General features: G+C 47.7%; 24 protein-coding genes. 10 read left to right on the top strand and 14 right to left on the bottom strand.

Annotation, left to right across the window (positions count from 1 at the left end):
- Positions 1–22: 22 nt before the first annotated feature.
- A complete protein-coding gene (locus ACYVF1_RS04680; RefSeq protein WP_461076106.1) occupies positions 23–1,264 on the bottom strand; it encodes an MFS transporter in 1,242 nt (413 codons plus the stop codon).
- Between the two features lie 89 nt (positions 1,265–1,353).
- Here ACYVF1_RS04680 and aroB point away from each other — a divergent pair, with 89 nt between their 5' ends.
- The 3 genes from aroB to ACYVF1_RS04665 all read left to right on the top strand — a co-directional run bounded on the left by aroB (position 1,354) and on the right by ACYVF1_RS04665 (position 3,763).
- Positions 1,354–2,394 (top strand): 3-dehydroquinate synthase, encoded by a 1,041-nt coding sequence (gene aroB, locus ACYVF1_RS04675; RefSeq protein ID WP_461076104.1) that lies wholly within the window; start codon positions 1,354–1,356, stop codon positions 2,392–2,394.
- Positions 2,395–2,518: 124 nt separating this feature from the next.
- The gene (locus ACYVF1_RS04670; protein WP_190888869.1) at positions 2,519–3,052 is read left to right on the top strand and encodes a DUF4136 domain-containing protein; all 534 of its coding nucleotides are present in this window, start codon (positions 2,519–2,521) and stop codon (positions 3,050–3,052) included.
- 99 nt (positions 3,053–3,151) lie between these two features.
- Positions 3,152–3,763 carry an REP-associated tyrosine transposase gene (locus tag ACYVF1_RS04665; protein ID WP_461076102.1) on the top strand — a complete coding sequence of 204 codons (612 nt, stop codon included), beginning with the start codon at positions 3,152–3,154 and terminating at the stop codon, positions 3,761–3,763.
- 75 nt (positions 3,764–3,838) lie between these two features.
- Here the strand turns inward: ACYVF1_RS04665 and gldA are convergent, their stop codons facing one another.
- The gene (gldA, locus tag ACYVF1_RS04660; protein ID WP_461076100.1) at positions 3,839–4,756 is read right to left on the bottom strand and encodes a gliding motility-associated ABC transporter ATP-binding subunit GldA; all 918 of its coding nucleotides are present in this window, start codon (positions 4,754–4,756) and stop codon (positions 3,839–3,841) included.
- A gap of 143 nt (positions 4,757–4,899) precedes the next feature.
- Here gldA and ACYVF1_RS04655 point away from each other — a divergent pair, with 143 nt between their 5' ends.
- Complete coding sequence (locus ACYVF1_RS04655; RefSeq protein WP_461076098.1) at positions 4,900–6,555, top strand: amino acid permease; 1,656 nt, start codon at positions 4,900–4,902, stop codon at positions 6,553–6,555.
- Here ACYVF1_RS04655 and ACYVF1_RS04650 read toward each other — a convergent pair.
- Complete coding sequence (locus ACYVF1_RS04650) at positions 6,549–7,358, bottom strand: hypothetical protein (protein ID WP_461076096.1); 810 nt, start codon at positions 7,356–7,358, stop codon at positions 6,549–6,551. The two genes, ACYVF1_RS04655 and ACYVF1_RS04650, sit on opposite strands and share 7 nt — an antisense overlap.
- Positions 7,359–7,477: 119 nt before the next feature.
- A complete protein-coding gene (locus ACYVF1_RS04645) occupies positions 7,478–8,209 on the bottom strand; it encodes a class I SAM-dependent methyltransferase (RefSeq protein WP_461076094.1) in 732 nt (243 codons plus the stop codon).
- Between the two features lie 79 nt (positions 8,210–8,288).
- On the opposite strand from ACYVF1_RS04645, the gene ACYVF1_RS04640 reads away from it, so the two are divergent.
- Positions 8,289–8,690 carry a phage holin family protein gene (locus ACYVF1_RS04640; RefSeq protein WP_461076092.1) on the top strand — a complete coding sequence of 134 codons (402 nt, stop codon included), beginning with the start codon at positions 8,289–8,291 and terminating at the stop codon, positions 8,688–8,690.
- Positions 8,691–8,832: 142 nt separating this feature from the next.
- Here the strand turns inward: ACYVF1_RS04640 and ACYVF1_RS04635 are convergent, their stop codons facing one another.
- Together ACYVF1_RS04635 and ACYVF1_RS04630 are read right to left on the bottom strand one after the other, a co-directional pair.
- Positions 8,833–9,498 (bottom strand): zinc metallopeptidase, encoded by a 666-nt coding sequence (locus tag ACYVF1_RS04635; protein ID WP_461076090.1) that lies wholly within the window; start codon positions 9,496–9,498, stop codon positions 8,833–8,835.
- A 216-nt stretch (positions 9,499–9,714) separates the two neighbouring features.
- Positions 9,715–10,140, bottom strand: a complete 426-nt coding sequence (locus ACYVF1_RS04630; RefSeq protein ID WP_461076088.1) for a DUF2147 domain-containing protein — start codon at positions 10,138–10,140, stop codon at positions 9,715–9,717.
- 279 nt (positions 10,141–10,419) lie between these two features.
- On the opposite strand from ACYVF1_RS04630, the gene ACYVF1_RS04625 reads away from it, so the two are divergent.
- Positions 10,420–11,235, top strand: a complete 816-nt coding sequence (locus tag ACYVF1_RS04625; RefSeq protein WP_461076086.1) for an MbnP family protein — start codon at positions 10,420–10,422, stop codon at positions 11,233–11,235.
- The gene (locus ACYVF1_RS04620; protein WP_461076084.1) at positions 11,235–12,344 is read left to right on the top strand and encodes a cytochrome-c peroxidase; all 1,110 of its coding nucleotides are present in this window, start codon (positions 11,235–11,237) and stop codon (positions 12,342–12,344) included. The genes ACYVF1_RS04625 and ACYVF1_RS04620 overlap by 1 nt, the downstream gene beginning before the upstream one ends.
- Here ACYVF1_RS04620 and ACYVF1_RS04615 read toward each other — a convergent pair.
- The 3 genes from ACYVF1_RS04615 to ACYVF1_RS04605 form a co-directional block, all read right to left on the bottom strand.
- Entirely contained in the window at positions 12,341–12,721 is a 381-nt protein-coding gene (locus tag ACYVF1_RS04615; RefSeq protein ID WP_461076082.1) for a MerC domain-containing protein, read from the bottom strand. The two genes, ACYVF1_RS04620 and ACYVF1_RS04615, sit on opposite strands and share 4 nt — an antisense overlap.
- Positions 12,722–12,901: 180 nt before the next feature.
- The gene (locus ACYVF1_RS04610) at positions 12,902–13,603 is read right to left on the bottom strand and encodes a TapB family protein (protein WP_461076080.1); all 702 of its coding nucleotides are present in this window, start codon (positions 13,601–13,603) and stop codon (positions 12,902–12,904) included.
- 78 nt (positions 13,604–13,681) lie between these two features.
- The gene (locus ACYVF1_RS04605) at positions 13,682–14,572 is read right to left on the bottom strand and encodes a geranylgeranylglycerol-phosphate geranylgeranyltransferase (RefSeq protein WP_461076078.1); all 891 of its coding nucleotides are present in this window, start codon (positions 14,570–14,572) and stop codon (positions 13,682–13,684) included.
- Between the two features lie 415 nt (positions 14,573–14,987).
- On the opposite strand from ACYVF1_RS04605, the gene bshA reads away from it, so the two are divergent.
- From bshA to ACYVF1_RS04590, 3 genes are all read left to right on the top strand, one after another.
- Positions 14,988–16,127, top strand: a complete 1,140-nt coding sequence (gene bshA / locus ACYVF1_RS04600) for an N-acetyl-alpha-D-glucosaminyl L-malate synthase BshA (RefSeq protein WP_461076076.1) — start codon at positions 14,988–14,990, stop codon at positions 16,125–16,127.
- A gap of 96 nt (positions 16,128–16,223) precedes the next feature.
- Positions 16,224–17,561 (top strand): NAD(P)/FAD-dependent oxidoreductase, encoded by a 1,338-nt coding sequence (locus ACYVF1_RS04595; RefSeq protein ID WP_461076074.1) that lies wholly within the window; start codon positions 16,224–16,226, stop codon positions 17,559–17,561.
- A gap of 88 nt (positions 17,562–17,649) precedes the next feature.
- Entirely contained in the window at positions 17,650–18,297 is a 648-nt protein-coding gene (locus ACYVF1_RS04590; protein WP_461076072.1) for a sterol desaturase family protein, read from the top strand.
- 72 nt (positions 18,298–18,369) lie between these two features.
- On the opposite strand, the gene ACYVF1_RS04585 is transcribed toward ACYVF1_RS04590, so the two are convergent.
- The 5 genes from ACYVF1_RS04585 to ACYVF1_RS04565 all read right to left on the bottom strand — a co-directional run bounded on the left by ACYVF1_RS04585 (position 18,370) and on the right by ACYVF1_RS04565 (position 23,340).
- Entirely contained in the window at positions 18,370–19,845 is a 1,476-nt protein-coding gene (locus ACYVF1_RS04585; protein WP_461076070.1) for a sulfatase family protein, read from the bottom strand.
- Between the two features lie 111 nt (positions 19,846–19,956).
- A complete protein-coding gene (locus ACYVF1_RS04580) occupies positions 19,957–20,541 on the bottom strand; it encodes a DUF4142 domain-containing protein (RefSeq protein WP_461076068.1) in 585 nt (194 codons plus the stop codon).
- A gap of 82 nt (positions 20,542–20,623) precedes the next feature.
- Positions 20,624–21,523 carry a flavin reductase family protein gene (locus ACYVF1_RS04575; RefSeq protein WP_461076066.1) on the bottom strand — a complete coding sequence of 300 codons (900 nt, stop codon included), beginning with the start codon at positions 21,521–21,523 and terminating at the stop codon, positions 20,624–20,626.
- 95 nt (positions 21,524–21,618) lie between these two features.
- A complete protein-coding gene (gene fahA / locus ACYVF1_RS04570) occupies positions 21,619–22,797 on the bottom strand; it encodes a fumarylacetoacetase (RefSeq protein ID WP_461076064.1) in 1,179 nt (392 codons plus the stop codon).
- 102 nt (positions 22,798–22,899) lie between these two features.
- On the bottom strand, positions 22,900–23,340 hold the full coding sequence (locus tag ACYVF1_RS04565; RefSeq protein WP_461077809.1) for a MarR family winged helix-turn-helix transcriptional regulator: 441 nt from the start codon (positions 23,338–23,340) through the stop codon (positions 22,900–22,902).
- Positions 23,341–23,384 lie beyond the last annotated feature (44 nt).

Raw genomic sequence — 23,384 nt, 5'->3', positions numbered from 1 at the left:
GCCGCGTGCTACGTAGCAAAAATCAACGTATCGTGACGGTACGTGTGGGGTCGATACGTAGCCAGAGCAGGGCGCTGACCAACAGGCAACCGGCAATCATGAACAGCGGATAATTGAAATTACCGGTGTTTTTGACAATCATGCCGAACAGAATAGTAATGAAAAAGCCGCCAAGTTGCCCGGCAAAATTCATCGAACCCGCTACGGTTCCAGCGTTACGTTGCCCAATATCGACGCAGACCGCAAACGCCACAGGTAAGGCCAAATCTTTCAGCAAAACACATACGGCCAGCAGATAACCCGCCATTTCATTGTCAGTAGTGAGTCCAGCCAGCAGGAAAAACAGACTCGACAGACCCAATCCACCGACGCCGACGGCCCGACGACCAATTTTCAAGCCGTAACGTTTGGTCAACACGTCGCTCAGAAATCCGCCTGTGAAGCAACCGATGGCACCGAGGAAATAGGAAAGAGAAATGAAATTCTTAGTCTGATCTTCGGTCAGTCCGCGCCCTTCCTGAAAATACACCGACGACCAGTTGGTGAAAAAATACGAACCATAGAAAAATAGATGGCACATCAGCATCAGCGCCCATAAATCCGGGTTGCGGATGATGGTGGTCCAGGGAATGCTATGGTCAGTATGTTTAAGGCTGCGTGTCGTTTCGATCAGTTGGACCTCTTCCTCACTAATACCCGATTTTTCAGCGGGCTCATCCCGGAACCAGGCGTACCAGCCGATGGCCCACAGAACACCCATTAATCCAAGTACGCCAAACGCCCATCGCCAACCCGCCCAGTGCACCAGTGGGATTACGATCAGGGGCGTAAAAGCGCCACCCAGCCGTCCGGCAGCCCAAATTGCCGACTGCGCCCGACCGACTTCCACAGCCGGGAACCAGCGGGCAATTACAATGGAAGCGTTAGGATACGCGCCCGCTTCACCCGCGCCAAACAGAAAACGTACTACTAGTAAGTACAGAAAATTAAAAGCCGTACCCGTCAACGCCGTAAATCCTGACCACCATAGCACCACGCGAGTCAGTACGCGCCGGGGGCCGATTTTATCACCAAGTGAACCCGTTGGAATTTCGAAGAGTGCGTAAGCCAGCGAGAAAGAACCCAGAATCCAGCCAAATTGCTCATTATCAAGTTTGAGATCGGCTTTTACATATTTGCTCACTACGTTCATACAGACGCGGTCGAGGTATGTAATGGTGGAGAGAAGAAATAAACCGCTGAGAACCTGGTAGCGAACTTTCATGTAATAGGCAGAACAAGTGTTTGGGGCAAAAACAAAAATACTTCGGGTATTTCCATCATCCCAACGGGTAGCAAACGTAATTTTACAGCATGTCTACTGTAACCATCACCCCACTCGCCGAAAGCCTGCCCGCTTTTCTGGACGCCAACGATTTTTCTGACATCGCCGTTATCGTCGATAGTCACACAGCGCGTTTTTGCTATCCTGAGCTAAAGCCCTTATTACCAAAGCATACGCTCATCCGTATTAAAGCTGGAGAAGAGCAAAAACACATTGCTACGTGCGAATTGATCTGGGATGGCCTCACCCGCGCCAACTTCGATCGGCACGCAATCGTACTGAATCTGGGCGGGGGCGTTATTGGCGACATGGGCGGTTTTTGCGCAGCTACGTATAAGCGTGGAATCGCCTTTGTGCAACTGCCTACTACGTTGCTGGCGCAGGTAGACGCCAGCGTGGGCGGAAAACTCGGCATTGATTTCCGGGGATTTAAAAACCACATCGGCGTATTCCAACAACCAACGGCGGTACTCATTGACACTCAATTTCTTACTACGTTGCCCGAACGTGAATTGCGATCAGGTTTTGCTGAAATCATCAAGCACTGCCTCATTGCCGACGCCAAAATGTGGGACGAAATCCGTCGGCGCGACCTTTCTGAGCAGGATTGGCCAACGTTAGTGGCGCATTCGGTTGAGGTAAAGAAAAAAGTGGTGGCGCAGGACCCTACCGAAAAGGGCTTGCGGAAGATTCTGAACTTCGGTCATACACTGGGCCACGCCGTAGAAACGCACTTTCTGAACCAGCCCCGAAAGCGGTTACTTCACGGTGAAGCGATTGCTGTTGGTATGGTGGCGGAGGCTTACATTTCCTTCCAGAAAAAAATGATTGATCAATCGCTGTTGACACAAATCGAAGAGTACCTGTTTTCCGTATATGGAACGGTGCGGTTGCTCGACACTGATATAGATCCGATTCTGGCATTAACCTTGCAGGACAAGAAAAATCGGGGCCATCAGGTTCGTGCATCGCTGCTTAGTGGACCCGGTGAATGCGCCTTTGATATCAACGTAACGGCGGGCGAAATGCGTCGTGGACTGGAGTTTTACCGGGGCCTAACTAAGGAGTAAAATATTTCGGCTATGGCATTGTTTGCCAAACATTTACCTTTATATTTGGGTTGAGCCCTAAGTTACCTCTGATAACTAAACTAAGTTTCTTAATCACTGATCGAAAACTTTTACAATCGCTAGTATGAAAAAGTGCATTGGAATTCTGTTTACGCTGGCCGTTGTAGCGATGGCAGGCTGTTCGCCGACTCGCTTATTTGTTGAAAATGACTACAGCTACGAAGGCCATTTCAAAAATTACGAATCCTTCAATTTCCTGGAGTGCGAATTTGTTGATTCTACCCTTCTCTGCTCCGACATTCAGGATGCCATCCGTCACCAGATGGAAGCTCGTGGTTATCGGGTAAGCAACCGGAATCCCAATCTGCTGATCTCGTATAATATCTTCCGTTCAGACCTCCGCTTCCGGGGTTATCAACAACCGGTAATGAAAGACTGGGTTGTTCGTGAAGATGATGACGCTACGTACAAGCGTATCGATTACAACCTCGATGAAGGCACGCTGATGATCTCGCTGATTGATGCGGAGTCGTATCAGGTTATCTGGAAAGGCTACGCGTCGAAAATGATGCGCAATCAGAATTTTAAAAATAACTACTTCAAGGGTATCGTCCGGTCCATCTTCGACCAGTACCCGCTCATGGCGTCCGCCAAGTAACAACGTAACGCGGACATGTTGTCCGCAGTGTATAGATTTTTTCTACACTGCGGACAACATGTCCGCGTTACTTTTTAGTATGGTTTTCGTATGTAATATATGCATGAACCGTACAACCGCCGTTTACCACATATAATGCCCCCGGGTGAAACCCTGTTTATTACGTTTCGGCTCTATGGCACAATGCCTCATGACATACTACGTTCAATTCAACAAGAACATAGTCTTCGAATTCAGAAGCTGATAACCGAAGAGAATTCTGAAGAATCCGTAAAAAAACGGCTTGAGGGCCGCTACTTCGTATCAGTTGACCAGTATATGGATCGTTCTACCCATGGTGGCAATTGGCTACGGAACGATCAAATTGCACAGGTTGTCAAAGAAAGCCTCCATTTCGGGCATGCTATGTGGTATAATTTACATGCTTTTTGCATTATGCCCAATCATGTTCATCTCCTGTTAACTGTCTTAGAAGACGCGCTACCTTTCTTTACAATCCTGCAGCGTTTAAAAAGGCACTCGGCCGTTCGCGCAAATCGCATTTTGAACCGCACTGGACAACCGTTTTGGCAACCTGAGAGTTACGACCATATCGTACGTAATAAAAAATCATTTGAACGTATTGTTTCTTATATTCTCCTGAATCCTGCTAAAGCCGGACTCGTTGAGAATTGGGAAAACTGGCCACATACTTATTGCCAGTATGAGTAACATAGCCATGCTAATACGGGGATATGTTGTCTGCAGGGTTAAATAATATTCAATATTGCGGACAACATGTCCGCGTTACTTCGTCAACTCCTTAAATATTCCCTCCAGCGAATTTTCCTGCTGACGTAGCCCGATAAGCGTTAGTTGCTGATCGGCAGCGAGCCGGAAGATAGCCGCCCGCAGGTCGGTAGCTGAGCCAGCCGTAATTCGGTATTTCCCCTCCCCCAGCGATTCGATACGTTCCACACCGGGAACTGATAGCAATACGTCTGAATTTGCCAAATCGCTTTCAAATTCGGCCACTACGTTTACCTGATCGCCGGTCGATGCACTACGTAGTTCGCTCAAAGAGCCGTTGGCAACGATTTGCCCGCGATTGATGATCACCACACGGTCGCAGATAGCTTCGACTTCCTGCATGATGTGGGTGGAAAACAGGACGGTTTTATCGCGACCAGCATCCCGAATCACCTGCCGTATTTCGGCAAGTTGGTTAGGATCCAGCCCTGTAGTAGGTTCATCGAGAATCAGGACGGGCGGATTGTGGAGTAGCGCCTGCGCCAGGCCCACCCGCTGCCGATACCCTTTCGAAAGCTGACCGATACGTTTGTGCTGCTCGCGAGTCAGGCCAACCAGTTCGATCATCTCGTTAATACGACTACGTAGCGTTGAACCGCTCAAGCCGTGAAGCGAGCCTGCAAACCGCAAATATTCCTTAACGTACAGATCCAGATAAAGGGGGTTGTGCTCGGGCAGGTAGCCAACGCTACGTCGCACATCCATCGGGCTCGTTCGCACATCGAATCCGTTGACTTCTACGGTGCCATCGGTTGGCGGCAGATAGCCGGTAGCAATCTTCATGGTTGTGGATTTACCGGCACCGTTTGGGCCCAGAAAACCAACTATCTCACCCGGATTTACAGTCAGCGATATCTGATCGACGGCTCGCTGATCTTTATATTCTTTCGTAAGGTTCTTAACCTGTATCGACATGTGAACGAGTACTTCTTAAACAAGAAACGATAACCGATTGCTAACTGGCATACCCTGTCGAGCAAAGTAACGTACAAAAAACCGGAAAGAATGTCTATTTTTAGCGTTTAAGCCCATTAAACACCGTTTTTGCCCTCCGCTACATGTCCATTTTTCGTAAAAAAACCGTAACGCAAGCCGTTGGCGATGCCCAGAAGGGTGATACGTCGCACTTGATGAAAGTACTGGGCGTCCGCGACTTAACCTCGCTGGGAATTGCCGCTATCATTGGGGCGGGTATTTTTAGTACCATCGGTCGGGCCAGTTTCAACGGAGGGCCAGCGGTATCGTTGCTGTTTGTTTTTACGGCCATTGCCTGCGTCTTCACGGCGCTAAGTTATGCTCAGTTTGCCAGCACAGTTCCGGTGAGTGGCAGCGCCTATACGTATGCCTATGTATCGTTTGGTGAAATTTTCGCCTGGGTGATTGGCTGGGCACTGATTCTCGAATATGCCGTTTCGAACATGGTTGTCGCCATTTCGTGGTCGGAGTATTTTACGTCAATGCTTTCGGGATTTGGAATAAAATTTCCGGGTTGGCTGGCTACCGATTATGGATCGGCGCATCGGGCGTTTGAGCAGGTGCAGGCAGCCCGCCCCGCGGCTACGGCGCTCCCCCAGAACGTATTGGCGCTGGCAACGGCCTACGAAAATGCCCCTGCCTTAGGTGGCCTGAAAATCATCATGGATTTACCGGCTGGACTGATTACCGTATTGATAACGGCGCTGGTGTATGTAGGAATCAAAGAATCGCGTAACGCCAGTAATCTGCTGGTAGTGTTGAAATTGTGCGTGATTGCGCTGGTTATCGGTGTAGGCGTTTTCTACGTAAAACCAGATAACTGGTCACCGTTTGCACCCAATGGCGTAAGTGGTGTCTTGAGTGGCGTAGCATCCGTATTTTTTGCGTTCATCGGTTTCGACTCCATTTCAACCACAGCCGAAGAGTGCGAAAATCCCCAGCGTGACCTGCCACGGGCTATGATTTACTGTCTCGTTATCTGCACGATTCTCTACGTATTGATTACGCTGGTACTGACCGGCATGGTCAATTTTAAGGAGCTTGGCGTCGATGATCCGCTCGCTTACGTGTTCCAGAAGTTAAATTTGAATTTTATGGCAGGCATTATTTCGGTGAGTGCCGTTGTGGCAATCACTAGTGCGCTGCTGGCGTATCAGTTGGGACAACCGCGTATCTGGATGACAATGAGCCGCGACGGGCTGCTTTGGCCCAAATTCTCCGAAATTCACCCGAAATTCAAAACGCCTGCTTTCGCTACGATCATCACGGGTTTGGTGGTTGCCATTCCATCCCTGTTCCTTGATATGCAGTTCTTTATCGACCTTACTAGTGTTGGTACGTTCTTCGCGTTTATTTTGGTTTGTGGCGGCATTCTTTATCTCGACGCTACGGGAATATCTGAATATTCTAAATTTCGGGTGCCCTACGTAAATGGCAAATTTATGGTCGGGATTGGTTTCGTTCTGGCGTTTGGGTACATTCTCTACGCTGGTGATTGGCTGGCAACTATGGAAGAAAAGCCGCTTTTATTTGTTTTCTGGGCTACTTGGGCCGTATTATCCGTACTTGCTTTCCGGAATAATTTCTCGTTGCTACCCATTCTGGGCATTCTGACCAATCTTTATTTAATGACCGAACTAGGTATTACCAACTGGGCCATCTTCCTGATCTGGCTGGTGATTGGTCTGGTCATTTATTTCTCCTACGGTTTCCGGAAAAGCAAACTGGCAAATCAGTAATACGTAAGCTCAGTTACTACGTTGTTAAACAAAATTCGGGTCGGGTAACCTTTAACGTTATACTCATACGTAGTGCCTGATGATGACTGTAAGTTGCGGCTGACAAAGTAAGGGGCAACGTAGTGAATTGTGCCGATATACGGATTTAGCGCTTTATCGTACGTGTACTGGTACGTTCGGTCGGCAAGATCGGGCGTTGTGTTTGTGTTGATCTCTCGCATGGCGACGATGTTGCCCTCGCTATCGTACGTAAATTCCTGCGTAGAAGCTAATTTTCGGTCGGCGGAGTAACGTAGCAATTTGGTGGGCCGTCCGTTCGGGTCATATTCGTGATTGGTTATGCTACGTAGCTCCCACTTGCCCGACTGGTTCAAAAACGTACGACTTTCCAGAATATGGTTGGCATTATCCACGTCAACTTCGTCGTAACCCGTCCATGTTACGGGGGCAGAACAGAAATACGTACTTGCCCACACGCAGGGGCTTTCAAAATGCTGTATAAAGCGTAAGCGACCCACTGCGTCATAATAATATTGATCAGCTGTCATCAGTTCTCCCGAACGAAATCGTCGTCCTTCCAGCAAATTTCCCTGCGGATTATAGCGCCATTCGCCACTTAATTGGCCAATATGCATTTCGCTTTTTAAGCGCCCGGCTATGGCGCTTCCATGTTGAATGGCTTTATACTCAGTAGGTAAATCCGAAAACGATTGTACCGGAGCCGGAACTACTAAATCACCATCATCTTTTTTACAGCCAAACAGTAGGAAAATAGCTCCAGCCAGAAGGTAAAATGCGCGCATATAAGTTGTCCGATCGATTTCCCTGAGGATTCCGACAACTGTAAAAAGGTTGTAATAAGAAAAAGTTAATTACCTGCGGGAAAAGATATTACGCCCAAATAGACTGCTCGGTTCGTTGTTCATTTCCCGAAAAACATAATGTGCTGCTGCGGGAGCCGGTTATCCGTTTTGAGTAGCCGAAGGCCAGCGGCTTTCATTTCTTTGGTCGCCTGTGCTACGCTCAATTTATGAAGCGGTTTGATCGGTACACTTGGGTCTTCGGCGCGGTACTCAACCAGTACGATACGTCCCCCCGGTTTGAGCGCAGATGCAATGTGCGCCGTCATTTCGCGGGGGTACGAGAACTCGTGATAAGCGTCAATCATGATAGCCAAATCGACGCTGTTGGCGGGTAGTTTTGGGTCAGATTCGGTGCCGAGAACGGGCACTACGTTCGTAATGTTACGTTTAGCTTTCCCTTCGTTCAGATACGTAATCATTTCAGGCTGAATATCCACCGCCAGCACTTTTCCCTTTGGCACTTCAGGCGCCATCTGAAACGTAAAGAAGCCTGTACCAGCGCCGATGTCGGCCACTACGTCGGTCGGTTTCAGATCGAGCGCTTTGAGTAGCAGGTCGGTACGTTCTTCCTGTTCGCGTTCCGGCCGTTCGAGCCAGGACGCCCCGAGGTGGCCCATCACCTGCGCAATTTCGCGACCTCGATAAATTTTGCCGATGCCATCGCGGCTGGCTTCACCAAACCGATACACTTTTGCGGAATCAGCCGGAGCCGATGCCGTTGATTGTTGTTGCGATGAACCCCGTTCGCAGGCAATTAACAGGGCGAAGAGTATAATCCAGAGACGTATCATGACCATCTTGTTTGTCTATATATTCTTAAACCATCCTGAGCCTAAAGCGGTTGTTGAGAAAAACAATTCTCCCCATCTTATGAATCTCATCCTACACTTACTGCTTGACGCGGCCGTCATTTTCGGTTTAGCGTACATTATGCCCCAGGTCGATGTGAAAAGCTTCGGAACTGCCCTGATTATTGCGGTGATACTGGGCTTGCTCAATTTCTTTGTGGGCTGGCTTATTCGTTTTCCACTTAACCTGGTCACCTTTTTTCTGCTGACAGGACTGGTACGTATAGTGGTTACGGCACTGCTGCTGAAACTCATCGACAAGTTCATGGACAGCTTCACGATTGTCGGATTCTGGCCCGCACTCGTCATTGCGCTGGCGGTTGCTGTAGCCGGTATGTTAATAGACCGTTCGGCGCCTACTCCAGAAATGATTCAAAATGGGTACGAAGCCCTCCTGAATATTGGTAATTACCTTGTTGCATAATTTCTCAGCTTTCTAGATTAGCTGTGAGGGCAGATTAGTGAAGCTGCTACACGAATTCGAACAAAAAATAAGCGGAAACGTAGTGAAGTTGATCGTTCACTACGTTCCCGCTTTTACGTTATAAACCGTTTATTACGTTACGTTAATCACTGCGTCGGCCACCCAGCAGCAAACTAGCGTAGTACATCAACGTAGCGAGCGAACCCAGGGCGGCTACCACATACGTCATGGCTGCCCACCAGAGAGCGTCTTTCGCGAAACCATACTCGCGGGAATTGACTACGCCGTTATTCTGAATCCAGGCCAGGGCACGACGGCTGGCGTCGAACTCAACCGGCAACGTAACGAAGCTAAACACCGTAGTAAGAGCAAACAGCGCTACGCCAATTGCCAACGGAATAGGCGTTGTTTGCAGCAGGAAAATACCCGCCAGCAAAATCCATTGCATATACGTCGATGCAACCGTTAGCACAGGTACCATCGCCGAGCGAAAGTTCAGCGGTCCATAGGCAACTTTATGCTGCACCGCGTGTCCGCATTCGTGAGAAGCCACAGCGGCTGCGGCTACGCTTCGGCCGTAATACACGTCGGCGCTCAGGTTCACCGTTTTTTCCTGCGGGTTATAATGGTCCGTCAGCATACCTTCCACAGAAAGCACGCGAACGTCATATATGCCATTTTCACGGAGCATTTTCTCGGCGATTTCTGCGCCACTCAGCCCGTTACTCAGCCCGATTTGTGAATATTCGTTGAATTTGCTTCGTAATCGCCAGCTCACAAATGCGCTGAGACCGAAGATAACAATCATTAATAACCAAGGTGAAATCATTGTTCGTTAGTCAGGTTTTGGTTCTTTCTCAGACAACCCATCGAATCGGCTGTCATTAGTAAAACAACTATTCTGGGAAAAAAGTCTCCCCAACAAATTCCATTTATCACGGACAGCATCCATTCAACCAGCCAAAAAACAAACGGGCGGCACCCAAAACTGAGTGCCGCCCTTATTTATAAAAGAGAGGAAGATTCAAATTTTTGTGGGTCGCGTCAGCACAAATTCTTTATGAAGCCACTTATACCCCTTGTACACGGTCGCTGTCATAGTCTGCGAATCGACCAGTTTCAGCTCAATTCCGAAGTGATGGCCGGTTTTGGGGTGAATTAGCTCGCCACCCGTCCAGGCTTTTCCGTCGAAAACCAGATCACGCATCAGCAACTGATCTTTTTCCAGTCCAAATACCTGACTTCCAGTCGTGCTTACATCGGCAATGCGCGCAAAATACCGATCACCATTCCGGTACACTTCAACACTTGACCCTTTAGCGGGAAACAACCAACGCCCCAGAATCTGATCGGCAGTGTGGTCGTTGGACGATTTGCTGGTTGCGGGAAGCAGGCTCAGCAGCAGGAAGCTAAAAATGTACCAGGTACGATAGTTACGGAATAATGTCATGAAGTGTCTTGTCGGTTTACGAGGTGACTATGGTAAAAAAATCATCGGGTAATCCGGCTACGGCATTGGCATATTTTTGCGTAACGGGAATATAAAATTAACGAAGATTTATCTTATTCCACAAACATCATAGATTAAATATTTTACAACGAACCCATTTTTAGCAATTGGATACATACGTAAATTAAATTCGTTTAACAGCTTGCATGATTTTACGCCAGTTTGCGTTACTAATACGTAGGATCTCCGTTGCCCCAACCCAATCGGTTAAGAAACACGATGATACGTACTACTACTTTTTGCTGGCTGATTTGCTTCTGTTTCGCCCTGGCTTTTGCTGCCTGCGATACACCCGATACTGAGTTTTCTGACCAATCTGGCAAGTTGCGCCTTGTTTTCGATAACGTAGTGGGAACATCAGATTTAAAACTGAACAATAACAATTACCAGAACTCTTCTGGCGAATCGTTTACCATCACTAAGTTCAATTACTTTATCAGCAACCTTCGGCTCCAGAAAAGCGACGGTACTACCTACGTAGTGCCACAGGACAGTAGCTATTTTTTAATTGAGGAAGACCGACCTGCATCCCAAACCGTTACGTTGAATAACTTACCGGTTGGTAGCTACACGGGCATCAGTTTTATGATTGGCGTGGATAGTCTACGCAGCCTGGCCGACATCAGCAAACGTACCGGTGTGCTAGACCCTGGCCTTGCAAACCACGATCCAATGTACTGGGACTGGAACAATGGCTATATTTTTGTGAAGTTGGAGGGCATTTCCAAGGCCGCTCCTGACGCTCAGAATAATCAGTTTCTTTACCACGTTGGTGGATTCGGTGGAGGCTACAACGGCAAGAAAACCATCAATAACCTACGTACCGTTACGTTGCCATTCCGCTCGGACGTTGTCAGCGTTCAGCCGACGACAACGTCCACCGTACAGTTAACGACCGACGTACTAAAGCTATTCGACGGAACGACAAAGCTTAGTATTGCTCAACATTCGACAGTAATGTTTGAACCGTTTTCGACGGGTATTGCCGACAATTATGCGCAGATGATACGTTACGACCGAATGCAGGCAAATTGATGACAGAACTGACTACTCAACTGGCGAAACGTATCGGAATAGCCGTCGGACTAGGGCTGTTTGGCTTATCGATTGCCTGTCAAACGCAGAAAACGGTTGATCCAACACCTGACCCTGATCCATCGACCGGGGGTGGTACTGTTTATCAAACAACGCCCGTTACGTTACGTCAACCTGCCAACTTCCCCAAACCTGTTTATGCGCTGAGCCAGAACCCACTGACTGTCGAAGGCGTAGCTTTAGGAAAGACACTATTTTACGATCCTCAACTTTCGCGCGACAGTACTATTAGCTGCGGATTCTGCCATCAGCAGTACGCCGGTTTCGCTCACTCCGATCACCCTTTGAGTCACGGTATCGACAGTAAAACGGGAACGCGGAACGTACCGGGTCTGCAAAATCTGGCGTGGGATCAGGAGTTTTTCTGGGATGGTGGCGTTACCAATCTGGACGTATTAGCTATGTCGCCAATCCAGAATCCGGTGGAGATGGATTTACTATTTTCTACAGCTCTAAGCCGCGTTCAGAAAATCCCTAAATACAAGTCGTTATTTAAAGCCGCTTACGGATCCGACACAATCACGAGCGCGCGTTTCCTGAAAGCGCTTTCGCAGTTCATGCTGACGCTGGTTTCGGCAGATAGCCGTTACGATAAATACGTCAGAAAAGAGGCTGGTGGAGACTTGACGCCTGATGAACTGGCGGGCTTAAACCTGTTTCAGCAAAAATGCTCTGGTTGCCACGCCACGGATTTGTTTACCGACAAAAGTTACCGGAACAACGGGCTACCTATGGGGCCCATTAAAGACCAGGGACGCTACACCATTACGCTGAACGAAGCCGACCGACTGAAATTCAAAGTTCCCAGCCTCCGAAACGTTGACCGTACGGTTCCATACATGCATGATGGTCGTTTTTATAGTTTAGAGGATGTCGTTGAGCATTACCGATCAGGCGTCACCGATAGCCCTACTCTCGATCCATTACTCAAAAAGGAGGCAAAACCGGGCATCGCTATAACCGACACGGAGAAAAAACAGCTCGTCGCCTTCCTGAAGACGCTTTCGGATGATACGTTTATTAGTAACCGGGCGTTCGCGCCTAATTAATGAACGTGATTCAAGCGATGCTGGCGAATATTAAGAAGATGCGTGATAACAAGCCCAGCAGAGGCAGCGTAGCCGAGGTATTCGAAAATTTCGTTCACATCTTCCAGAACGATGCAAAACGCAAACAGGAGCAGAAATCCCCAAAGAGCCCGTTTGATGGCTAATGGTGCGTAATGTCGGGTGGCGAAGTAAACGGCAATAATGTTGACAACGATGAAGACGTAATCGAGGCTGAGGAAGCCAATACGTAGCTGATCGTCCTGAAAAAAAGATGTCGTCATTAACAACATGGGCGTAATGAGACAATGGATGATACACAGTACGGAACCGGTAATGCCAATGTAATCGGCTTTGCGCTCAAGAATATCTGCTTTCATAGACAAGGCAAAAATACGACGCTTTCCGCATACGTACTTCCCTTCAACCGACTTTTTTGCAACAAAGTTGCGCAAAGAAGAAAAATGTTAGGATGGATGAGGCATAAGCTATGATATGTAAGTTACGACTTGGAGGGTCAGGCGCAACCTAATCATAGCTTATACCTCATACTTCATATATCATTGCGCTTTCGTCAGCATCGTATAGCCCATCAGTTTGCCGTTTTTGTTATACGTCTCAGATTTCACGTCCAGAATCTGATTTTCAGCCCGGTACGCAACTGTTTTCAACGCATTACGAATAGGTATACCCATAACCCGACTTTCATAATTCAGGTCCGATGTAATTTTATACGTATTGAACGTACCAGCAGGCGTTGTCAGCGATTCCTGTCCTTCGACTTGCCTATTGGTCATGGCCATATTCATCGTCATCATAGTCGATCCGCTGCTTACCATTTCGACTTCCATCTGTCCATCGCTCAGTTTTTGCCCTACGCTGAATTTTCCCGGATAGACGAGTTTATTCGTCTTCAATTTCATTTCCGCATCCTTCATAGCCGTCGTTTGCATGGCTTGCATCATGCCCGACATATCGGCAACCAGTTCATTACCGGTACATGTATAGCGAATAGTGAAAGGCGGTCGTTGCTTGCCTTTATCATCCTGAAAAATAGCCGACATGTCGAGGATCGTTGAAGTCCCCTCCTTTTGTACATCTTTCACTTCATACTGGATTTTACCGGTAGGTTTATCCTTAGCGTTGAAGATACCCATCTCAAAACTTGCCCCTTTTTTGAACGTAAAACCCAGGCAATCCTGAGCCAGGCCAGTACGTAGTGAAGCCACCGTCAGCAACAGCGAAACAAAAAGCGTTTTCATAAATGATACGAAATTGATTAATTCACCAAAGCTAGCTCAAGGCGTAATTCATTGCCGAAAGGTTTGAGTTAACGGTGATTACGCCCAGATCATACTCACTACGCCCAGTAGCATGATGAGTTTGCAAAGGTTGCTTAAATAGCCAAAATCACGCCGTTTATCAGCAAATACCAGCTTATAAATGAGCCAGGATACCGGTATGAGTAACAGCAGAAAAATAGCGTTCAGCCGGAAATTATGCAGCGAGAGAGCGATAAAGAAGAGACTGAAAATGAACGCGCCAATTAAAACGTAGAGCAGGTATTTGGTCCGCCGGAGCCCCCAGACAATGGGTAGTGTCCGGCAACCGAAACGAGCGTCGCCCCGAATATCCTGCATATCTTTTATGATTTCGCGGATGAGCGATATACCGAATGAGAACAGGGCGTAAATCAGCAGCATATCGGCATTCTGACGGTAATAAACAGCCAGTACGATCAATGTGAGCGCTGTAAGTAACGAAACGATAATATTGCCAACCAGTGGTTGTCGTTTAAACTGCGCCGAGTAGAACCACAACAGTGTTACAGACACTACGTCGACCAGGAAAACCCATTTACTCAAGTAAAGCCCTATCAAACAACCAATTACATTCAACACCTGATGAACACCTATCGCAATTCGCCGTTTGAGGTAGCGCCCGATAATAACCCGTTCTGGTTTGTTGACCAGATCTATCTTGACATCGAAGTAATCATTGATGATATAACCGGCCGCAGCAATACAAACGGTCGAGAGTGACAGTAGCCACAGCCTTGGATCAAGCAGCAGGCGAAGATGGCTCGTAGGCGGAGAGTCGGGCCAGGGGCCTACCAGAAATACGCGTGCCAGGAACTGCGTCAGCATCACAATCAGCAAGTTCTGCACCCGAATGAGCCGCAGAAAGCCGAATGTAAAAGCTGTAAAAGGAACAGACTGACGCACTAGCATAATCGTATTTAAAGAAGCAATTGAACTCTATAGAAAAACGCTACATTGAATGTGCCGGCGTACCAGCTATAGCACTTACTACCAGTAAAAAAGTTTAGTATTCAACGAATTGAGGGTACACGAAATTTACAACTTCGACTCCTGACTAAAAGCCGAAAAAAAACCTTCCTATAAGTTCGAGTTAAGAAAGAAATATGGATTTGCTGTAAAGCTAACCGTCCAGACTGTGTATTATTTACTCCCAAAAATACGGATTTTGAGGTAGTGAGAAAAGAATACCGGGCCATAGTAGCACGAAAGTGCCAGAAAAATATATGTAAGCCTTCTTTTATCTTACTCATCGGCTTTCTGCATTCAGAAAAGGAATCCTTTTACACTGGTTTGTTGTTGAGAAACCAAACTCGTTCTCTCACCCATGAAAATTGGCATTGTATGTTACCCAACCTTTGGCGGCAGTGGCGTTGTTGCCACCGAATTGGGTAAGGGGTTGGCAAAAAATGGTCACCAGATTCACTTTATTACGTATCAGCAACCACCCCGGCTCGATTTTTTCAATGAAAATGTTTTCTATCATGAAGTAAATATACCCGCCTATCCCCTCTTCCAGTACGCTCCTTATGAATCGGCGCTGGCCAGCGAGATGGTCAACGTAGTACAGAACGAAAATGTTGATTTACTGCACGTTCACTACGCCATTCCGCACGCTTCGGCGGCTTATATGGCCAAAATGATATTACGTTCGCAGGGGCGTTACGTACCCGTGGTCACTACGTTGCACGGCACCGATATCACACTGGTGGGCAAAGATGCTTCCTACGAACCCGTTGTTACGTTCAGTATCAACGAATCGGACGGCGTTACGTCGGTATCGGAAAATCTGCGGCAGGATACGTATAAGCATTTCAATGTTCACCGCGAGATTGAAGTAATTCCCAATTTTATTGATCTTGATCGATTTAAGCGGCAACAGAAAGAGCATTTCAAGAAAGCCATCTGTCCCAACGGCGAAAAACTGATTGTTCATACGTCCAATTTTCGACGAGTGAAACGTATCGACGATGCGGTTATGACGTTTTACCACGTTCAGTCGCAAACTCCGGCCAAACTGCTGCTGGTTGGTGATGGCCCCGAACGGGCACGTATCGAGCGGCTCGTGCGCGACCTCGGTATTTATGAACAAGTTCGGTTTTTGGGTAAACTCGATGCGGTTGAAGAAGTACTTTCGGTAGCCGATCTGTTTATTATGCCTTCCGAAAATGAAAGTTTTGGGCTGGCTGCGCTGGAGGCTATGGCCTGCGAAGTGCCCCTTATAACGTCGAATGCCGGTGGATTGCCCGAGTTGAACATCCAGGGCGTAACGGGTTTCCTGAGTCCGATCGGCGATGTTGACGACATGGTAAAAAATGCACTTTATGTTTTAGATGACGCCCATCTGCCAACTTTTAAGGAAAACGCGCTAACAAGAGCTAAAGAATTCGAGTTATCCCGTATCTTGCCCCTTTACGAGGCTCACTATGAACGCGTTCTTCAGGAAGCGAAACCGTTGGTGAGTTAAAATTTCGGTTTATTCGTTAGGGGTAGGCTGTTTTGTAATTGTCATTGATTTAGTGTTAGTCAGTTCACCAGTTGAGGTGGGCTCAACCGGGTACGAATGAATCCAAACATCCCTCAAACAGACCGTAAGCGAGTTGTTATCGTAGGGGCCGGCTTCGGTGGCCTGAAACTGGCTCGCAAACTGTCTCGCCGATCCGAAATTCAGGTAGTACTGATAAACCGACAAAACTACCATGAGTTCCAACCACTTTATTATCAGGTAGCTACGGCCGGCCTGGAAGCCAATTCCATTTTGTTTCCGCTACGTGCCGTTTTCGGTAATTGCAAAAATGTGCATATCCGGGTGACCAACGTAACGGGCGTTCGCCCCGCCGAGAAAACCGTTGACACCGACCTTGGGCCCGTTACGTACGACTATCTGGTTATGGCTACCGGTGCCGATACCAACTTTTTCAATCAGCAGAATATTATCGAAAAAGGGTTGGCTATGAAGTCGGTAGCTGAAGCGATTGCGCTGCGTAACCGGATGCTTCAAAATTTTGAGGATGCACTGAGCGTTGAAACTCTAGACGAAAAAGAAGGGCTGATGGACGTAGTGGTGGTTGGTGGCGGACCGACCGGCGTTGAACTATGCGGTACGTTGGCCGAGATGCGAAAAACCGTCCTTCCTGCCGACTACCCCGAATTGGATTTTAAGATGATGGACATTTACCTCGTCGAATCAGGTGGGGAGCTTTTGGGGCCAATGTCCGTACAATCACAGCAGCATTCGTTAAAGTATTTGCAGGAGTTGGGGGTTCACGTCAAACTCAATACGCGAGTTAAAGATTTCGACGGACGTATCGTAACGATGAACGATGGTACGACGTTACGTACCAACAACCTCATCTGGGCGGCCGGCGTAAAAGCCAATCCGCTGGCGGGTCTGCCTCCAGAGGTTATTGGTCGCGGAGGACGCGTAACGGTAAACAGATACAGTCAGGTTCAGGGGTTTACAGACATTTTTGCCATTGGCGACGTAGCTATGATGGCCGAAGAAAAATGGCCTAACGGACACCCCCAAGTAGCACAACCGGCGATTCAGCAGGGACGGCATCTGGCTAACAATCTGCTTCACTGGGTCCGTAACGAACAGCCTGAAGAGTTTACATATAATGATTTAGGTACTATGGCAACCATTGGTCGGGGATTGGCCGTTGTTGATTTGCCTTATTTAAAATTTCAGGGATTTTTTGCCTGGTTAACTTGGTTATTTGTTCACCTAATGTCGATTGTCGGCGTGAAAAATCGCTTGTTCATTTTTCTGAACTGGATGATTAATTATCTGACTTACAGCAATTCATTGCGCCTGATTATCCGTCCGAAATTACCTAAGGGAGACCTGCAAGCAATGCAGGAAAAACTATCTGATCAGGTCGTGGTTAATAAGACATAACTAAGATAGTAAACTAATTTTACTATCTAAAAAAGGTGCACGAAAGCATTTTAGTTTTACATTTGCGTCATTAATTGAGTACAACTTTATGGAATCGACTACCGAGAAACTAGAAACGATGGCGGGCCATGGAAAAACCCGGCCTAAAAATAGCGGCACCAAAAAGTTATTTGATAACCCAATTCTGGAAGCTCTATCGCGGACTCATATTATGGTGCCCATTTCGATGTGGCTCATTTTATCGGCGTTTTTGGGTTGGTACGCGTTTACGTATACCGACATGAGTAATACAACCATTGGCGTTTTGTTTATAGTTGGATTATTTTCGTTTACGTTGTTCGAATACGTATTACACCGCTATCTCTATCATTTGGCGCCAACTACACCCCAGCGGGCTAAAATACAATACACTTTCCACGGTGTTCACCACGAGTATCCGAAAGATAAAACCCGGCTGGCCATGCCTCCAGCTCTGGCTGTTTTTATAGCGGCTTTCTTTTTCGGTATGTTTTTTCTGCTGATGGGCGAAGCTGCTTACGCATTTTTTCCTGGTTTTCTGGTAGGTTATTCGGGGTATCTGGCTACGCATTTTATCGTGCATGCCTACGCGCCACCAAAGAATTTCTTCAAGCAGTTGTGGGTAAATCATAGTGTTCACCACTACAAAAATCCAGATAGTAACTACGGCGTATCGTCGCCATTTTGGGATCACATTTTCGGTTCGTTTCAGAAATAAAGAACGTACCACGTAATCGAAAAAAGCCCGTCTGATACGTATCAGACGGGCTTTTTTCGATTATCTGCTTTATTATTCATGCTTCCATTTCACCCGCCAGGGATCGTTGGTCATTTCCTGAGCATTTTTTAGGGATGCTAGTAACGTAGTAAAAATAGCTCTGTGCGTCGGAGCTTTTGCCAGATTGGTACGTTCCTGTGGATCTTTCTCTAGATCATAGAGCTCATATTCAGGACGGTATTCATAGGCTTGACGGGAACGGGGACCATATTGACTTTTCCCTGATTTTAGGTAGCCCTGCCACGTAGCAGAAGACCACAAATCGGCAGCAAACGGAAATGGTAACGGGTGCGCCAAGTTGTGAATAAGCTTGTATCGCTTCGTTACGATTGACCGCATGGGGTAATACATAGTTACCTCGTGAAAGGTGTGCGACAAAAACAACGTATCATTTCTGATGATTTTTTCCCCATCAAAGAAAGGCTTCCATGACATTCCGTGGAAAAACGACGTAACACCACGTTCACCGAATTCACCACCGCCAGAAGGTCGTTCAGAATTGGCCAGCACCTGCGGATTTAGCCCCGCGTAGTCGAGTAAAGTCGGTGCTACGTCGACCCATGAAACCAGATCATTGCAAACCGCACCTTTCTGTTTTGAAAATGGATTGCGCACGATAAGCGGCAACCGAACGCCGGGTTCGTAATGGGTTGTTTTGGCGCCGGGAACGGGCATGCCGTTGTCGGAGAGGTAAATAACGATGGTATTTTCGGATAATCCCTTTTCTTTCAATAACTCAAGTAGTCGACCAATGCCCTGGTCCATACGCGAAACGGACTGGTAATACTGAGCTAATTCGGCCCTTGTTTCGGGCGCATTTGGCAGAAAAAACGGCACATTGAGCGAATCGGCGCCATAAATCGTTTCACGCACACCTTCGTGACCATTGGGCAAATTTCCATGTGGATTCGCCTTATACGGCAATTTTTCACCACTTCCCGACCGGTGTGGATCGGTAGGACAGAAATAAAGAAAAAACGGCTTAGCCCCTTCTTTGCCCAGACGGTTTTCTTCCAGAAAAGCAGCGCATACATTAGCCATCTTGACTGGGTTGCTACCGTCCTCACCAAGCGCATTATCAAACGGGTAGGATGTAGCGGGTGCTACGTGGTATTTGCCGATGCGAGCCGTTACGTAACCTGCTGTATGAAGCATGGCTGGCATCGACACCAATTCTTCGTGCGATCGGAAATGATGCGTGGCATGCGCGAGCCCATACTGGCCATTGTTATGATTATGCCGGCCCGACAGCAACGTAGAGCGACTGGGACTACACGAGGACGTACTGGCATAAGCCCGCGTAAACCGAACGCCATCCTTCGCCAACTGATCCAGAAAAGGAGTTTTCACTTGCTTGTTTCCATAGCAGCCCAGCGCCGTTCGATCATGGTCATCACCCACAATCAGCACGAAATTGGGCATCGGCCGGTTTTGGGCTGAAGCAAAACCGCCTTGCAGAACGAGCAATAAAAAAGCGACACGTATCATTAAGAATCAGGGTTTTAACAAGATTGAAAGGATTAACAAGATTAACTGTCAGCAAGGCAGAAACAAAATCCTGAAAATCTTTACAAGCCTGTTAAAACCCCGGTTCAGATATTAATCCAGCACGTTCTTCAATTGCCGGGCTCGTTCTTTGTGCTTTTTGTCGTCTTCGATGATTTTCTTGGCGAACGTTTTTGTCGCGTCGGTGGGCGCGCTGTCTTTAAGATCATCGGCGGCATCAATGGCATCGTCGTTTGTGCTTGCCATTAAATCGAGGTATTGGAGATCGAATTCTGTACCCGCCTGCATACCTGTTAATTTGCCTTGATTGTTTTTGCTTTTGTTCGATAACGTAGTGGGCAGTGTTACGTTCATCTGCTTCGCCAATCCCTGAAGCTGGCGGTCGTCCTGCTGATGATCATTTATCGCCGATTGGGCGAAGGCTCTTACTTCAGGATTAGTGGCTTTCTTGAGCGCTATTTTACTGAGTTCAAATTCTGTAAGGCTCGTATTCGCCAGCGTAACCATGTATTTCGTTACGTCCTTCGCTTCTTCCTTGGCATCACTACCAACAGCAACGGCCTGTTTGTCAATACGTTCCTCATTGATTTTATTAGCATTATCAGTACTATCCTTCGAAGAACAGCCAGTCCCAAGGAATCCAATTATCAGAATTGCTGATGCTATATACGTTTTCATATTGCGGTTCTGTTTTGTGCATATGAAACCCAAACAAGGCCGCCTTGTTCGGAAAGACAGGTGATCCACTACGTTGGGGTCGCTACATTCCCGACTGAAGTAGCGTAAGCCAGGCTTCACGAAGGTTGTTTTCAGCCAGTAATTGCTTCGCGCGAAGGTGAAGTAAATCAGGTAAATACTGACAGCCGTGTCTGGCTTCGTCAAACAACGTATCAAGCACACCCGAAGCCTTAAAATCTCGAATTTCGTCGGGCGTCGGTAACGTAGCAATGCTACCTAATTTGCCTAAATCGTTTCCAGTCAAGATGGCGCTGTTCCGAATTTTAGCAGGAATCTGATCGACTCCGATCCCGATGCGAGGACGGGGCACTTCAAAGAGCGCATCACCCTGCGCGTGGCAATACCAATCGGCGCCCATACGGGCAACCAAGTCGATTTTATGCGGGTCAATAACTCCGGACGTATCAAAAATTGCCTCATCAAAATGCGCCATTACGATTTCGCAAATGACTAAGTGGCCTGCCCCAGGCAAATCCTCACCCGTGCGGCTAGTCGGAATGATTTGCTTCACAAGGCACTCATACGACGCAGGCGATTCGGCAACTCTCGGCGGCTTCACCCGGTCGGAGGGTATGGTCGTAAAACCCGCTTTTTCGAATTCATTGACTCCCCGTTCAAACTCAGCGCTCGCCAGCGACATCTGCTGCACCATCGCGTAGTTCACGATGTTGATCACCACTTCGCCCACTTCTTCCAGATTCAGCAGCGTGTGTTTCTTTTGTCCGTGCCGGTTGATTGTTGGCGTAAAAATCAGCGTCGGCGGGTTATATCCAGCAATGTTGAAGAAGCTAAACGGACTCAGATTCACATTTCCCTGAGCATTAATTGTGCTGGCAAAGGCAATGGGGCGCGGGCCGATACTGCCTATCATGTACCGGTAAAACTCGTTGGGTTGTAAATCCTGCGGATTGACGGTTTTCAAAGAGCGAAAGAATTAAAGAGTGAAAGAGCGGATTCAAAGAATGGATGAGCGAAAGAGTGAATAAGTGACGAGAGCATTTTTCGCTTTTTCACTCTTTAGCTCTTTGTATAAATGGTGCCTGTTACGTCTCCCAGCTCTATTTTAACGCCCTGAGAAAATCCGTAACCCCGTAGCATTATTGTGTCACCATCTTCCAGAAACATCCTCGTTTCTGTAGGTGATACGTTCAGAGGACGTTGCCCGTTCCAGCTTAGTTCCAGCAGCGAACCATACGAACCGGGTACAGTTCCTGAAATTGTACCAGTAGCCAGTACATCGCCGATATTTAAATTACAGCCGTTGATAGTGTGATGAGCAATCATCTGGGCGAAATTCCAATAGAGATGCATAGAGTTAGAGCAACTTATACAAACAGGTTCGCCATTAATCGGCTTTAACCAGGCTTCCAGCGCAAAATAAAAATGGCCAAGCCGTTGGGATTGTAAGTAGTGTAGCGGAGTTGGCTCTTGCTTTGGACCAGCAGTCCGAAACGGCTCCAGTGCTTCGAACGGCAGCACCCAGGCCGACATACTCGACGCAAAGTTTTTCCCCAAAAAAGGTCCTAGTGGCTGGTACTCCCACCGCTGAATATCTCGCGCCGACCAATCGTTGAACAACGTAACACCAAAAATATAATCTTCAGCTTCCTCAACCGAAACCGCCTGCCCCAACGTATTGCTTTTACCAATAATCAACCCCAACTCCAGCTCAAAATCCAGCGCCTGTGATGACCCGAAAATGGGTTGTTTATCTGGTCCTAAAAACTGCCCTTTTGGCCGACGTATCGGCGTTCCTGATACCACAATAGACGAAGCGCGCCCATGATACGCGACGGGCATGTGGCGGTAATTCGGCAGCAACGGGTCGCCGTCGGGACGAAACATACGTCCTACGTTTTCGGCGTGATGAATGCCTGCATAGAAATCGGTATAGTCACCGATACGTACGGGCAAGTGCATCTGCACGCGTGATTCGTGAATGAAAACCTGGTCGTGTACGTCGGCGAACGCTTTTTCATCAGCCAGCAACGTATCAATTCGTTGCCAGACGGCCTGATGGAGGGGTTTTCCCAAAGCAATGAAATCGTTGAGAACAGACTGCGCAAAAACGGACGTATCAACAGAAATATCAGCGAAATAGCCCAACAATGCCACTACCTCAAGATCAAGAACGTAGTCGCCGTGTTTAAACCCGACGCGGGGTTCGCCAATATCGTAACTGAAAATACCGTACATGTTAAAGAGTGAATGAGCGAAAGAGCGAAAGAGCGAAAGAGCGAAAGGCCTGCCGGATGATATTTAACGTCCGTTGCGGCACTCTTTCACTCATTCACCCTTTCACTCTTTACTAATATTCGTATAAATTGAGTCCATGATGCGGACGAAATGCTGATAATCTTCTTCACTTAAATCGCCCCAACCTTTACGTCGCATGGCCGATACAATCGGGAGTACTTCGTGGTATTTGGCCTCGCCCGCTTCGGTCAGGTAAACCAAAAATTTACGACGGTCGCTGTCGGCCATTCGCCGTTCGCTCAGCCCTTTCTGGCTTAGTAGATCAATGATTCGCGTAACGGTGGGCGCATCTTTGGTAGTCATCTCCGAAATCGTATTCTGACTGATACCCGGATTGCGGAAAAGATGGTCGATCACAACCCACTGATCAACGGTCAGATCGAAACCGGCGTCGTTGAACTGCTTTTGTAGGGCGTTGCGAATCTTCTTTATCGTGGTGTCAATCTTAAAAAAGTAAGCACGCGTATCGGATGGATGCGTCACGGGTTCATGAATAATGTAGAATGGATAATGACCAGTTTTATCTG

It is taken from the genome of Spirosoma flavus, from assembly GCF_054778555.1.
The sequence above is the reverse complement of the archived record's forward strand: the minus strand, read 5'-3'. Positions and strand labels throughout refer to the sequence as shown.

Excerpts from the sequence above, each read along its gene's own strand:
- ACYVF1_RS04680 (WP_461076106.1), bottom strand. The coding sequence starts at position 1,264 with ATGAAAGTTCGCTACCAGGTTCTCAGCGGTTTATTTCTTCTCTCCACC.
- aroB (WP_461076104.1), top strand. The coding sequence starts at position 1,354 with ATGTCTACTGTAACCATCACCCCACTCGCCGAAAGCCTGCCCGCTTTT.
- ACYVF1_RS04670 (WP_190888869.1), top strand. The coding sequence starts at position 2,519 with ATGAAAAAGTGCATTGGAATTCTGTTTACGCTGGCCGTTGTAGCGATG.
- ACYVF1_RS04665 (WP_461076102.1), top strand. The coding sequence starts at position 3,152 with ATGCATGAACCGTACAACCGCCGTTTACCACATATAATGCCCCCGGGT.
- gldA (WP_461076100.1), bottom strand. The coding sequence starts at position 4,756 with ATGTCGATACAGGTTAAGAACCTTACGAAAGAATATAAAGATCAGCGA.
- ACYVF1_RS04655 (WP_461076098.1), top strand. The coding sequence starts at position 4,900 with ATGTCCATTTTTCGTAAAAAAACCGTAACGCAAGCCGTTGGCGATGCC.
- ACYVF1_RS04650 (WP_461076096.1), bottom strand. The coding sequence starts at position 7,358 with ATGCGCGCATTTTACCTTCTGGCTGGAGCTATTTTCCTACTGTTTGGC.
- ACYVF1_RS04645 (WP_461076094.1), bottom strand. The coding sequence starts at position 8,209 with ATGATACGTCTCTGGATTATACTCTTCGCCCTGTTAATTGCCTGCGAA.
- ACYVF1_RS04640 (WP_461076092.1), top strand. The coding sequence starts at position 8,289 with ATGAATCTCATCCTACACTTACTGCTTGACGCGGCCGTCATTTTCGGT.
- ACYVF1_RS04635 (WP_461076090.1), bottom strand. The coding sequence starts at position 9,498 with ATGATTGTTATCTTCGGTCTCAGCGCATTTGTGAGCTGGCGATTACGA.
- ACYVF1_RS04630 (WP_461076088.1), bottom strand. The coding sequence starts at position 10,140 with ATGACATTATTCCGTAACTATCGTACCTGGTACATTTTTAGCTTCCTG.
- ACYVF1_RS04625 (WP_461076086.1), top strand. The coding sequence starts at position 10,420 with ATGATACGTACTACTACTTTTTGCTGGCTGATTTGCTTCTGTTTCGCC.
- ACYVF1_RS04620 (WP_461076084.1), top strand. The coding sequence starts at position 11,235 with ATGACAGAACTGACTACTCAACTGGCGAAACGTATCGGAATAGCCGTC.
- ACYVF1_RS04615 (WP_461076082.1), bottom strand. The coding sequence starts at position 12,721 with ATGAAAGCAGATATTCTTGAGCGCAAAGCCGATTACATTGGCATTACC.
- ACYVF1_RS04610 (WP_461076080.1), bottom strand. The coding sequence starts at position 13,603 with ATGAAAACGCTTTTTGTTTCGCTGTTGCTGACGGTGGCTTCACTACGT.
- ACYVF1_RS04605 (WP_461076078.1), bottom strand. The coding sequence starts at position 14,572 with ATGCTAGTGCGTCAGTCTGTTCCTTTTACAGCTTTTACATTCGGCTTT.
- bshA (WP_461076076.1), top strand. The coding sequence starts at position 14,988 with ATGAAAATTGGCATTGTATGTTACCCAACCTTTGGCGGCAGTGGCGTT.
- ACYVF1_RS04595 (WP_461076074.1), top strand. The coding sequence starts at position 16,224 with ATGAATCCAAACATCCCTCAAACAGACCGTAAGCGAGTTGTTATCGTA.
- ACYVF1_RS04590 (WP_461076072.1), top strand. The coding sequence starts at position 17,650 with ATGGAATCGACTACCGAGAAACTAGAAACGATGGCGGGCCATGGAAAA.
- ACYVF1_RS04585 (WP_461076070.1), bottom strand. The coding sequence starts at position 19,845 with ATGATACGTGTCGCTTTTTTATTGCTCGTTCTGCAAGGCGGTTTTGCT.
- ACYVF1_RS04580 (WP_461076068.1), bottom strand. The coding sequence starts at position 20,541 with ATGAAAACGTATATAGCATCAGCAATTCTGATAATTGGATTCCTTGGG.
- fahA (WP_461076064.1), bottom strand. The coding sequence starts at position 22,797 with ATGTACGGTATTTTCAGTTACGATATTGGCGAACCCCGCGTCGGGTTT.